We start from the raw sequence: 13,327 nt of genomic DNA on the forward strand, positions 1-13,327 counted from the left end.
ATGCCTGGCGGCAATAGCGGTACGGTACCACCTGAATCCATTCCGAACTCAGAAGTGAAACGTACTAGCGGCGATGGTAGTGTGGGGATTCCCCATGTGAGAGTAGCACACTGCCAGGCTCTTAATAAAAACAAGAAACCCAGCTTCGGCTGGGTTTTTTGTTTTTAGCAGCATCTAAAGATGCTACTTCGCGGTCAACCGAAACCTGAGGGGATCCCAGCCACAGCCAGAGGCTGTGTCGTTTCGAACAGCACAAGCAAAACTGTTTGCTTGCTCATTTCTGTTCTTCACCCCCAAGTGAGAAGCACACTGCCAGGCTCCCATTACAAGAAGCCCTTCTCGAATGAGAAGGGCTTTTTACGTTCTCCCACTCCATGATAATACCGCTGCGTGAGTAATACTAATCCGCATTAAAGTTTGTCCATTACAGCCCAGTCCCTAGAGCACATTTTGATGATACGACTTGTGTTGCTGATAAAGGCGTTCCACGCATTGCTGCATGCATTCATTCACTATATCGTCATATCCTTCAAAACATCTGTTCGTTAAGTGGTGTTGTCAAAGCCAACTCCATACTTGCTCAATTGGATTCAACTCAGGTGAATAGGGGGGCATAATCGTTGTATTCGGTATCCCTTCAGCAATGTCGTCGGTATGCCAACCCGCGCCATCCATCGCTGCGACGACGTGATGGCCTGTCTTTGTCCTTTGTGATATTTGCTTCAGGTGACGACGTAAGATGTCTTTGCTTATGTAAGGGGTGGGCAACGCTTCTGTTTCACCTGTAGCAGGGCAAACCGCTCCGAATAGATGGGCGTATTTAAACTGTTGTTGGTGAACAGCTCTTGGTCGTGTGCCTTTGAGTGCCAACAAGCGGGTAGTGGTCTTCTGCTGGCCAAAGCGGGCTTCATCTTGAAACGATATATCTATTTGCTCAGGGCGCACGTGTATCGGAATGGTATTAGACTTGAGCAATAAACCGATTGAGCTTATATACTCGCTCGTGCGTGTTACTTGTCTATTGGGGTAGCTTTGAAAAGAGCTATCCATCTTGTTTAGTTAAGGTTTTGTGTTGAGTATTGTCGCTGTTCGTCTATCCGCCTTACTTAGCTCATTTTTGAATGTAATAACGATGAGAAATTGTGGCGAAGCTTGGATCTACCAATAAGGAGGAAAGGGACAACGCCAGTCTACAATGCGCCAATGATTGAGGAGTAGATATCATTATGCTTCTTACAGCATCAAGAGCTCAAAATATGATTGTTAAAAATATGTTGACCACAGCGTAAATATTTTTTAGTTTGGTAAGTAAATTGGCCTAAAAATCAAATTTTCCGCTCTGTTACGTTGGTTCTTTATTAGATCAGTAGTCCAAAAAACAGTAATTACATTTATTTATTGGAGAGCGCAAATGCAGGGAAGTAAGGCATATTTATTAACTGAGTTTGGTGTAATTTCTAAGAGAAATGGACATAGTCGACTTAAAACGTTTATTGATTTATTGGAAGCTTCTGGGTGTGAGCCCAAATATAGTAGGGAAATTCCCTGTGCACAGGTCTTACGAGAAGTAGATATGGTTTTCGTGGATTGTGAGTTAATGTCTCATGAGCAGTTGCGGGAACATCAAATTTTTCATTACAAGGGCGCTGTAAAAATTATATTTTTCAATGCACCAAATGACCTAGAACTTGAAGTGGATATTTTGAAATGTGGAGCGACGGGATTCTTTTATCGGGACGATAAGTTAGACGTGATTCTCAAAGGGATTAATTGTTGCCGAAATGGGCAGCGCTGGTTTAGGCGAGCTGCATTAGAAAGCTTGATTGGTAGATTATTATATAATGAAAATACGCGAAAGGTTCCTATGCTCGGTCTAGAAGATGACGTGTCTGAAGCTGGTTTAACTAAGCGAGAAAGAACCATCGTGAGTCTGGTTGGTAAAGGTGCACAAAATCAAGAAATTGCGGATACATTGCATATAAGTGTTAATACTGTCAAAACACATATATATAGTATTTTCAGGAAAACGAACTGTCGAAACCGAGTTGAGCTAATGACATGGTCCATCTATTCAAATGACCAAGAGTCTAGGGTAGAGTATCAGTAGCGGGCTCGTTGTTCGATTAATATGAAGTTAATGGTGGTAAGAGATAAAATTGGTGCGCCTTATGGAGTGTATTAGTTCAAACTTTATTTGACGGTTACTCATTTTTTCAGATACCGCTATCAGATGAGATTTGAATTAAGTGCTTTCAGATGTGAACACCAAGCGATTTTGTTGCATCAAATAATTGCCAAAGCGCAATTAACAATTGATGTCATTATTTAAGTGGTGGAACGTTAAATTACGATAGACAACGCCGCTAAACTCCTCGACAAATCCAGACCCACCGTTCAATGCTATTTGTGGCGTTACCTAAGTCAAGGACTACCATTGTTCGCGGGAATATAGGCAGCGAGCCAGTTTATAAAACTCCAGAAACGCTTAAGCAGCAAGTCCAGTCGCTAATCCGCGAGAAACACTATGCTCAGTACCTTATGCTCCCTGACAAGATGCTTGATGCTCTCGAACACATTGTTGCTAAGTGCATAGCAGTACGAAAGTGGGTACATGATATCCACTATATAAAACGGATCAAGCGAAAGAGCAGAGGTTAATTTTGCAAATGGACGGCTGTACATATTGCTGGTTCAGTGCCCTAAGCGCTGTCATTTCTCCTAGTTGTGACGGCCTGTGAAGAGTAGGGGATTAACATCACCTTCATCAGCTTTTTTCAAGGTAAAGGTCGTATTGAATCTGCCCTTAGGTTGATACTGGCGTTATGACTCACCAATATTACTGATATGACGGGCGCTAATCGCTAACTCCAACAGGTCTTTATTCCGCAATTCTCGCGAAAAATCTAGGATATCATGAACCGAATATACATTTGTATCACACTACACCATATGTCTAACTTTAGGGGGAAACACAACGTCACCAACTCACTGCTTATGCTCTCAATCGCAAACCAGAGAATTGAAATTCGTACGGGCAAAAATAAGCGGTTCGATAGGTACTTTGTACAATGAAAACAACAGGTAAACAAAATCAGGGAGTCTGAAAAGCTATATTCGGAAGACCATGAGAATCAGGAGAGACTTGGGGCCTCGGTATTGACTGACAGGTTTGTAAATGTAAAAGAAGCTCACCGTCTAAGCGGGTGGCTCATGAGTTTCAATTCACCGCCATCGTATACGGATAAAACAACGAGGAATCGAATTGTTAAAACGTCAGGAAATGCTAGAACTTCACCACATAAATCGTACTGAGTAAATCACTGAAGAAGTCGTCATTGAACTCCCCCTAGTTAAATCCCACATGGGGCAGCGTATGGCGGCTGCTTTAGTCTGAAAGAAACGTCGATATTCAAGCTAGCGGTGCTCGCAATTTAGGGCTAAGGAGAACAAATGAACACGACTGCGCTACAGTTGCCAATACTTGCTGAAGCTAGGCAATATTGATAGTGTGATTACGTCAAAATCGTATAGCATTTGTACCGTCAGTGACCCTTGGTAATTAAACCTTTGCCTTCCATATTCCTTTGTCAATTCCTTTAACCACTAACTCTGCAAGTGCTTTTTCAATGGTTTGTTTAACGCAGGTGAACATGGGTTCGTTTGTCGTGTAACCCGTCTCCATTTCTGCAAGGCGTTTAAAACTGACGTATCTAAAAAATCCAGCACGAATTTCTTTACTCAGTACTTTTTTACTGGTCGACACTGATAATAGTACTTGTCCAGAGCGGACATCAATCGCACGCATATAAACTGATATCTGGTCCTCTCTATACATTTCTGATGCTCCAATACCGAAATACTCAGCACCGAAACCACCGGTTTTAATGTTTGAGTCATAGCTAATTATGCCGCCCTCTAAAATAATTTTGGCTGTTGTTAACGGTGGGAGTTCGTTGTCCCCATTATCTTTTGACTGATTGGCTGCTCGTACAATTTTACGTTCGGTGAGAATATTTTGTAATCCTTCACGTTCTACGGGTAAAAACCAGTCTGTTTCACTCAGTGCCTGAACTAAAATAGATGTGGCGCCTTGTGTTACCGCAGTAGAGAATGAGCTGGCGCCCGTACTGGGCTTATATTGACCAGTTTGATCTCTAAAAGCATAAACTGACACGGGAATGGCTCCAGCCGCTTTAGGTAATGAAGTTAATACCTCAGAAACATTACCCTCATCAATAACAATGGCACTTTCTCTATCTGGAGGCACGACATTAGACAGGGTGCTACATCCACTTATAAATAAAATGGATAAAAGGAATACAAAGTACTTCATTAACCAAACCTTGGAATTTCAACGACGGTAATTTCTTCTGATAACAGATTAGTGATTTCAACGACAATGCTGTCTGGATTGCTCGTGACTAAATGGACTTGATAATCACCACTGACAAACATAGAGTTTTGATCAAAGATACTTTCTACGGGATCACCATTTTCATCATATTGCACCTCGCCGAAAGCAAGGTCGGTTAGCTCCCTGACAATTTTATTGATATACGCTCTTTCAATTGATTCTTGTAATCGCTCAGCGTAGGTGCGCTCTCGAGTTGGTGCTGAATGTTTGCTTTGTGCGTTTGCTTTTCCCAAAAGAAAATTGCCATTTAATGGGCTGCCACCAAAGCTAGGGTTTATAGGTTCATAGACAAGCTCTGTACTGGCAGAGGGGAGGCTAGTGAGCAAGGTAAGGGTAATAGATATTGATAGGTATTTTGCTTTCATTAGTTACTTCCATTCATCTACTGCTAAATCTGGGCTAGATTGTGCGTTTGACGCTGTTGCAATCGCCTCGACTGTTTTAAGTACCGCAGACTCTACTTTGTCTTTTAGTGGCGTTTGACGCCTACCTAAATAGGTTTGGTAGATCGCTTTATTATTCATGAAAACGGTAAGTTTCGTACCAGCTTGCGGAACCACAATTTCCTGTACTCTGACGTTGTTTCCTGATGTGTTGGGAATATCTCGCCAGTATTGGCCAAATTGAATTGCGAATTCATGGCCTTGACGACTAATAGAATTGTTAATTAATAGTCCGCTTAATAAAATTTCTTCAGCTGAAGTATTTTGAATGGAGGTTAAAAGGAACCACGCTATCAGTATGCTTGAAACATGAGCCAACATTTTAACCTCCATGGTGCGAAGTGAGAGGGGGCCTCTCACTCAATACTATTACTATTGTTGGTGAACAGTCGCGATGTTGCCGTCGCCAATTTGCGAGATCACAACGCTGTCATTGTTACCTATAAAGTCACCTGTTACGAGGTTGTCATTACCGGCTTGCGTGATGCTCAAACTCAAATTGTCGCCCGAAACGTTCAACGCATATGTGTCGTCGCCTGAAATCCAGTTTCCGTTACCTTCTTGTGATATTTCAATGAGGTTAGAGGAACCATCTATCAGCATATCTAGATGGTTCAAATCTCCGTCTTGAGAGATGTCGATAACGTTACTATGGCTTTCTATGTTGCCTGCCACACGAAGTACGGCGTCATTCTGATTTCCATCTTGCACCATGCTAAGGGTATTATAATCAGCAGAATAGCCACTTGGACCGTTTTCGCCAACACCCGCTTCTGCGAGTAGCGTATTTTCATTGCCGATTTGAGATATCGAGACCACGTTTTCTGTGCCATCAAAATTAACCGTGCTTGCTAGGTTGTCATCACCCATTTGTGAAACGGAAAAAGCATTTTGGGTTCCAAGTGAGCCTGTGTACCCTTCGTTGTTATTACCCATTTGAATGAGTGTATAGTCGTTATTATCACCGACGTTATCGATAGTCCCTAGGTTGTTCTCACCGTCTTGTGTGAGCACAGCATTGGTATTATTTCCTTCAAACACGCCAAATTCCGCTGTATTGGAGTTGCCCGATTGTGAAAACATAATAGTATTATCACTTCCACTCACCGCGGCAGTAATGCGGTTTCTTTCACCGTTGGACGTGAAAGTCATGGTATTATCGTCACCCATTACCTCTGTAATATTGGTAATGTTGTAGTAGCCGCCTTGATCCACTTTAATCGTATTTCCATCGCCAACTAGAGAGCGTACATAAGATTCGTGCCAGTCTTCAGTTTGCGCGACCTCGATGGTATTGCTATTGCCTTCAATAGTATTGTTGGCCCAATTTCCCCCATCACCTTGATCAATCGTTATTGTATTATTGTCGCCCTTTACGTCATTGATAGTGCGGTTAAAAATAAAGCCAATAGGCCCGCCATCACCCAATTGAGAAATATTAATCGTGTTTGCACTTCCTTCAATCATGACTTCTGCGCGACTTTCGTTGCTTTCCTGATAAAGGTTTATCGAGTTGTCATCACCGATTAACTCAGACGCCAAGATATTTGACGCGCCGCTTTGGATAGCTTCAACTTGGTTACCATCACCTCGCGCTTCTGAATTTACACCATTGAACTCACCTTGTTGAGATACGGTCGCCTCGTTACCCATGCCTGTTACTGACGTTTGAGAAATAGCTGATACATTGCCTTCAGCGTTGGCCATAAAGTCACTGCTGACTTCAGGGTTGTGACCCTTGAGTTGACCTGCTGCCATTGCACTTTGTGCAGCCATCAGTGATATCACAATGGAACTAGCAATCATTGTTTTACGTAGCTTCATAATACTCTCCATATTGGGTGTAAATCGCTCACTTCCTGTATTGGGTGATGTTTACAACCATTTCATTACCGATTTGTTGAACAGCAAAATGCTGTCCGTTCGATTGGTTAATAGTTGCCACATTATTGTCACCATGCTGAAATACTTCAGCTGTACTTTCATTACCCGACTGCACAAGAACGACAGAGTTACCGATACCAAGTTGTAAAATATCGACAGAATTACTCTCTCCGAACTGAGTGATGCTAGCTAAGTTTGATGAGTTTGCGGCCTGATTGATATGTGTTGTGTTGTATATCCCATACTGATTAATAATGATCGCGTTAGCATCAATATTAACCTGCTGAGAAAGACTAATTGTCAATGGAGATTCCACTAGATCTAACGAAGCCGTATCTGCAATCACCTGACTAGAAATAGCTAGGTTGCAAAATGAACAAATAATCAGTGCAAAGGAAAAGGAATTACTTTTTCTTCTCAAGTATGGTGTTGATAGAAAACCTTTCCTTAGCATTAATACTTCTCCTTTATTGCAAATCTACGACTTGTTTCTCACACATCGACTCTACGCAAACAAGGGTTAAAACATCCATCGCCTTTATTTGGTATTTATAAAAATGAATAAAAACAAAGCTTTATATGTTTCATGTCTGCATGCCTTATGGATTTGTGGTACTTAAGTGCTAGATTATATTAGAGAGGAGATGAAACCCAGAAGGATGAGTAACGACAATGAATTAATACTAAAGTATTGGATATCTTGTTAAGGTTATAAAAATTACCCCTAAAGTCGTAATTTGGCATGAATCGTATTTTTTTACTGGCAATATGTTGGAATGTGAGTTTTATTAAAGTCGTTGTGTGTGACTAAATTGAATTTAATGGAGAATCCTAAACTTAATCGACCTCCGTCGATTTATGTCTATATATACAAAGGATTCTACAATGATGAAAACAAAACTTTCAGCAATCTCTATTGCGACGATTGCTGCACTTTCAGCCAGTGTTTCAGGTTTGACACAGGCGAGTACTGCACCAGAGTACAAAAACGATTCGATTCTCGTTGTTTACAAAGAAGGTATGTCTCCTGCTGATAAAGCGGCGGCGAGAAGTTCCGTATATGCTACCATCTCCGATAAAAACCGAGATGAAGTCGACGATAGTTTCAAGCATATCATGGATGGTCGCATCGCTAAATTACAACTGTCTAACAAATCTGTGAAAGAAGCGATTGAAATTCTTAAGCAGCACCCCGCTGTACTTTACGCTGAACCAAACTACATCGTCAAAAAAGCAGCACTGCCAGACGACCCTAGTTTTGGAAGCCTATGGGGACTCCACAATACGGGACAGGACGGTGGTACTGCCGATGCTGATATAGATGCGCTTGAGGCGTGGGATATCAGCACAGGCGACAGCAGTATTGTTATTGGTGTTATCGATACTGGGGTAGATTATCAACACGAAGATCTTGCTGATAATGCGTGGATGAACCCAGGTGAAATACCAGGTGACGGAATCGACAACGATGCAAATGGCTATGTTGATGATGTATATGGTATTGATACTGCAAATGGCGATTCAGATCCGATGGATGATGATTCTCATGGTACCCACGTAGCAGGCACCATCGGAGCAAAAGGCAATAATGGCATAGGCGTTGTCGGTGTAAACCACGACGTGACAATTGCAGGTTGTAAATTCTTAGGCGCAGATGGCACGGGCTCAACAGCGGGTGCGATTGAGTGTGTTAACTATTTTGTTGCGCTAAAAAACGCAGGTGTAAACGTAAGAGCGACCAATAATAGTTGGGGTGGCGGCGGTTTCAGCCAAGCGTTAAAAGACGCCATTACTGCATCTGGTGATGCTGATATTCTTTTCGTGGCGGCTGCGGGGAACGCAGGTTCGGATAATGATTTGAGCCCCAGCTATCCAGCTAGTTATGATAATGACAATATTCTTGCCGTTGCGAGTACCACTAGAACAGATGGTGATTCAGGTTATTCTTACGGTTTAACCTCGGTGGACATGGCGGCTCCAGGTTCAGCTATTTTGTCGACAACGCCAAACAATGGATACGCTTCTTTTTCAGGCACTTCGATGGCTACACCTCATGTAACTGGCGCTGCGGCTCTGACTTGGTCGGTTAATCCAGATTTAACTGCGCTAGAAATGAAAGCGTTGTTGATGGCATCTGGTGATGATAACGCGGTAATGCAGGGACGCACGGTATCTGGTAAACGTTTAAATGTGAACCAAGCCCTTATTGATGCCGATCCTACGCCGAGCTTTAAGTTCTCTGTAACACCTGTAAAAACCGAAATTGTTGCTGGCGAAACAGCGGTGTATACATTTGAGGTGGGTAGTATCTCTGATTGGACTGGAGAAGTTTCGCTATCATTAGACAGTGAGTCTGGTTTGGGTCAGTTATCAGCATCCACAGTGGAGCCCGGTGATACGTTCACGCTAACAGTAGTCACTGATGAAAATACACCTTATGGTGATTACGCGTTTACGGTGAAAGGGGAAAGTGGAGACATCGTAAAAGAGAAGGCACTTGGCCTGTATGTTTTCCCACAAGGATTGACTGATTTTACCTACAGCAATGATGAATCTATTCCAACATTACCAAATGAACAGGATCCTGATGATGTCGGTATTGACTCTGTGATTAATATTCCTGATGCGCTGACTGTGTTCGGTACGAGCACGTTTGTGAATATTACACATACTTATCGTGGTGATCTTGTCTTAACATTAACCTCGCCTGCAGGAACGTCAGCAGTGCTGACTGCGAATTCAGGCGGCGGTGCGGATGATATTGTTGAGAGCTTCGCTTCCGATGCGTTCAATGGTGAGGTAGCGACAGGTGATTGGACGCTTAATGTGTTAGACACTTTTAATGGAGACGACGGCACATTAAACAATTGGGAGTTAACTATTACCGGTATTGGTGAAGTAGCTCCGGCAGCACCCGTAGCAGCATTTAGTTACGAAGCAGAGGCGCTATCTGTTAGCTTCAACAATGAAAGCACCGACGTAAATAATGACATAGTTAGTCATAGTTGGGACTTTGGTGATGGCACCACATCGACTGAAGCTAGTCCATCTCATATTTTCCCTGCAACGGGCAGCTATGAAGTGACGCTAACAACAACGGATGCTGAAGGTCAATCAGATAGCATTACACAAACGGTCAGCGTGACAGATGTATCTATTCAACTTAACGTCGAGCGTGCGCATTTGTCTCGATTCGGCAAATTACGTGTCGATTTGTCATGGACGGGCTCTTTCACTGATACGGTCACCGTGTACCGTAATGGTGTAGAGCTGGGTGTCTTTGAAAATAAAGGGTATTTCAGAGATCGTGAACGCCGTGTTGATGGCACATCATTCTCGTACATGGTGTGTGATGAAACCACTGCATGTTCAGATGAAGTGAATGTAACTTTCTAAGTTAAACATTCATTTAATGCTTATTGGCCCGCCTATCTAAGGCGGGCTTTTTCGTATTTGTGCTGCAATTACATTGATAGAAATGTTGTTACTCTCTCAAAGAACAACGTTAGTGCGCGATGTGTGAACCTTCGTGATGTAAGCTATTTCACCTTGGCAGTGATGCGACTCGTGTTAGTATCGACGAAGGTAGATGATTGAGAATCCAGTGTGAAAGAGAAGTGGGAAGGTTAGAAGAGAATAATATATGCGTGTAAAAAGCGCGCCAATGGCGCGCTATGTTGGGAAGTTAAGGTTGGTAAGACACGCTTAAATCAACATTGGAGTAAGTCGAATAAGCACGAACCCCAATGTGCCATGTACCGACTGTGGGATTAGTAAAAGAACACGATTCGGTATTGCCGTTTTTGAATGGGCGACAATCGTATAGTGTTGTAGTAGGCTGAGCACCGTATCTTACATGAAGGTCTGCATCGCCTGATCCGTTGGTGATATCAACATTAAGTGAAGCCATGCCATTTGGCACTTCAACTGCGTAGTATTTCCAGTTCCCAGTTGTTGCAGATATATCCTGAATAGTTTCATTGTACCCTTGGCCTGGCGTACCTGGTTCTGTGTAACTACCTAGCAATTGCACACCCGTGAATGATGAGTAACCAACAACATGCACAAAATACGTACCGGCCTGAATATTGGTTATGTCACAGCTTTCATTGTTGCCATTTTCAAATGGTCGGCAATCATATGTCGCTGAAGTCGGCTCGCTTCCAAAACGCACGTACATGTCAGCGTCGCCTGTACCTCCACTCATTGTGAAACTGAGATTAGTTGCACCGGCGGGCACTTGCATCATAAAGCGCGTTGTGGTGTTTTGGCTTCCTGATATAGGTGTAAATGCAATACCATTTTCTAATGTGTAAACATCCACGGGATCGCTGCATGCACCTGACAAATAATCTGACGCTGCTTTTGCTTGAACTAGGCCATAGCCAGTTCTGTCGTCTCTGCCTGCTGTATCAACATCTAAGGCGGTTTGCTTGAGGGCCTCGCGAACTTCAACATTAGAGCATTGGAGGTTGTTACTCCAAGCCAGGGCTGCGACAGCCGCTACGTGCGGAGTTGCCATAGAGGTGCCGTTATAATAAGCATAATCCTGATTATCCACGACCGTGAGCGACGCCGTTTGCCCAACCCGGCTAGCCATTGCTTGTCCGACACTACGATTAACTGACACAATGGGCACATTGACTTCATTGGCTCCATCAACTAGAAACGGATTCTGGGTGCCTGGTCTGGCGGTATTACTGTACACAACAATACCGGATGCACCAGCGTCAGCGCAGGCCTTTGCAGGATCAATTTCTGGATAGCTACTGCCACTTTGGTTTGAGTGACGCTCAACCAAACAGATTTTGTTAGTCATTGTGCCACAAGAGTAACTGCTACCCGTGCGTGAGCAGCTTGCTAACTCACCACTGACAGAACCATTAATGTTATTAATTTGATAGTTCCCAGATACTTGAACATAGCGGCTCTGAGGAACAATCGCTTCACCGTCGAAGCTGGTGGAACCGACTATGAGTGAGCCTAAACGGCCATCGCCAGCAACGGTAGATAAAATAGCTTCACCCGGTGCTGAGATCTCAACTTGCGGCGTATATTGTGAAAACTCAGCGTGTTGGTTGTTTTCATCTAGTGCGCCAACTGCCATAACAGTATCGTACGATGCGGGGTAGGAAAGGCTTGAGTTACCATCATTACCCGATGCGGCAATTAACAGCACACCTTGTGCAGTGGCCGCTTCCAATGCATTTCTTTCTGCATTGTTTGCCGATGGCCCTCCTAAACTCATGTTTACAATATTCGCGCCATTGCTAACACAAGTATTCACCGCCGATGCGAGATCTGAGCTATAACCCCAACCTGATTCATTAAATACTTTTACAATATGAAGGTTGACTTTGGCCTCAGGTAAAACGCCCACCACACCTTCACTGTTATTCACCGCAGCAATGGTGCCTGCTACGTGTGTGCCATGAGAGCCGCCAGCCTGATACCAGTTTCCTGTACCAGGATCGTTAGTACCAGAGTGGTTATTGGCATTCAGATCTGGGTTACTTCTCTCGTAACCTGAATCAATTATGCAGACCGTTAAGTTATTAGCTGAGGCGTCAGACAGCTGATCTGCCTGCACTCTGGAAATACCCCAAGGGGATGTTTGAGACATTAAGTATCTCACAGGATCAAGCTCAACGCTTTTCACTTCTGACATACTTCTTACAACATCAAGAAAGGATTTTGTTTCTTCAATGCCGAGCTTCGAGGCAAGTTTGAAGACATGCTTCAATTGTCCTTTACTCAACGTTTTTTTGTGCTTTAGCGCTTTTTTAAGCTTCTTTGCGAGCTTTTTAGCCGCTTTATCTCCGTCTATATCACTGGCAAACTCGACAATAAACTGGTCGGTTGCGTCTGATGCATAGGTTGAACGCTGAGAATCGCGCCATTGATTAAAGCTGATATCTGCTGAAGTCAGCCCTTTAATCTCAGGCTCGACTTCTTTAAGCCCCTGTGCGTATGCAGTGCTGACGGATGATAATGAAAGGGCTGCCATTGCAGCCAGAGAAACGCGTTTTTTCAACGCTTGGGTACACTTGTTGTATCGCATGTTATTAGACTTCGTTGTAGTTATAATTTAAACGCCACGTTGGGCAGCGAGTTGTCCTTCCCATGTCCTACTGCTTCCTTTATCCGTTTCCATTTGAATAATATTCGGACTGAAAAATTACCCTACAGGGCAAAATGTTATATGTAAATAAAATGTTAATATAAGCTGCTATGCCTATTGAGTCTTACTTATAATCAATGGTGATTGATTTTGATTGATTCGATGAATAGAAGGTTTTATAAGCCGAGAATATTTACTTAATGAATTTTGAAATAAATAATTAGAAGGGCGGGTCTTACTTTCTGACAGTGAATAATCCGCTTTAAAAAATGATAGGATAAATGATATGAACCAAGTAAAGAAAACATCAATCGCAACGGCATTGGGTGCAGTCGTGATTGGCGCAATGGCGACCTCTACCGCTGTAGCAGCAGGAAACCCTTTCCAAGCGCAATCTCTCGATAGCGGCTACATGATGGATATGGGAGAGGGAAAGTGTGGCGGTGACAAGTCAGGAAAAGAAGG

General features: G+C 43.2%; 8 protein-coding genes, 1 rRNA gene and 1 pseudogene. 3 read left to right on the forward strand and 7 right to left on the reverse strand.

Annotated elements, in window-relative coordinates; genetic code table 11:
• Positions 1-3: 3 nt before the first annotated feature.
• A 5S ribosomal RNA gene (gene rrf, locus OE749_RS10110) occupies positions 4-119 on the forward strand.
• Positions 120-410: 291 nt separating this feature from the next.
• Here the strand turns inward: rrf and OE749_RS10115 are convergent.
• A pseudogene (locus OE749_RS10115) lies at positions 411-954 on the reverse strand (IS630 family transposase); the annotation flags it as partial.
• Positions 955-1,411: 457 nt separating this feature from the next.
• Here OE749_RS10115 and OE749_RS10120 point away from each other — a divergent pair.
• Entirely contained in the window at positions 1,412-2,107 is a 696-nt protein-coding gene (locus tag OE749_RS10120) for a helix-turn-helix transcriptional regulator (RefSeq protein WP_263712341.1), read from the forward strand.
• Between the two features lie 1,452 nt (positions 2,108-3,559).
• Here the strand turns inward: OE749_RS10120 and OE749_RS10125 are convergent.
• From OE749_RS10125 to OE749_RS10145, 5 genes are read right to left on the reverse strand one after another with little or no spacing between them, the layout of a single operon-like run.
• A complete protein-coding gene (locus tag OE749_RS10125) occupies positions 3,560-4,333 on the reverse strand; it encodes a CsgG/HfaB family protein (protein ID WP_263712342.1) in 774 nt (257 codons plus the stop codon).
• Entirely contained in the window at positions 4,333-4,779 is a 447-nt protein-coding gene (locus OE749_RS10130; protein ID WP_263712343.1) for a curli assembly protein CsgF, read from the reverse strand. Before OE749_RS10130 ends, OE749_RS10125 begins: the two co-directional genes overlap by 1 nt.
• A 3-nt stretch (positions 4,780-4,782) precedes the next feature.
• Positions 4,783-5,178, reverse strand: a complete 396-nt coding sequence (locus OE749_RS10135; RefSeq protein WP_263712344.1) for a curli production assembly/transport protein CsgE — start codon at positions 5,176-5,178, stop codon at positions 4,783-4,785.
• Positions 5,179-5,229: 51 nt separating this feature from the next.
• Positions 5,230-6,681 (reverse strand): autotransporter outer membrane beta-barrel domain-containing protein, encoded by a 1,452-nt coding sequence (locus OE749_RS10140; RefSeq protein WP_263712345.1) that lies wholly within the window; start codon positions 6,679-6,681, stop codon positions 5,230-5,232.
• 28 nt (positions 6,682-6,709) lie between these two features.
• Positions 6,710-7,045: a hypothetical protein gene (locus tag OE749_RS10145; RefSeq protein ID WP_263712346.1), complete on the reverse strand. Its 336-nt coding sequence runs from the start codon at positions 7,043-7,045 to the stop codon at positions 6,710-6,712.
• Positions 7,046-7,629: 584 nt separating this feature from the next.
• Here OE749_RS10145 and OE749_RS10150 point away from each other — a divergent pair.
• Positions 7,630-10,137, forward strand: a complete 2,508-nt coding sequence (locus OE749_RS10150) for a S8 family serine peptidase (RefSeq protein ID WP_263712678.1) — start codon at positions 7,630-7,632, stop codon at positions 10,135-10,137.
• 289 nt (positions 10,138-10,426) lie between these two features.
• On the opposite strand, the gene OE749_RS10155 is transcribed toward OE749_RS10150, so the two are convergent.
• The gene (locus OE749_RS10155) at positions 10,427-12,802 is read right to left on the reverse strand and encodes a S8 family serine peptidase (RefSeq protein ID WP_263712347.1); all 2,376 of its coding nucleotides are present in this window, start codon (positions 12,800-12,802) and stop codon (positions 10,427-10,429) included.
• Positions 12,803-13,327: the final 525 nt, after the last annotated feature.

This window comes from Fluctibacter corallii (assembly GCF_025751585.1).
Lineage (GTDB): Bacteria > Pseudomonadota > Gammaproteobacteria > Enterobacterales > Alteromonadaceae > Fluctibacter_A > Fluctibacter_A corallii.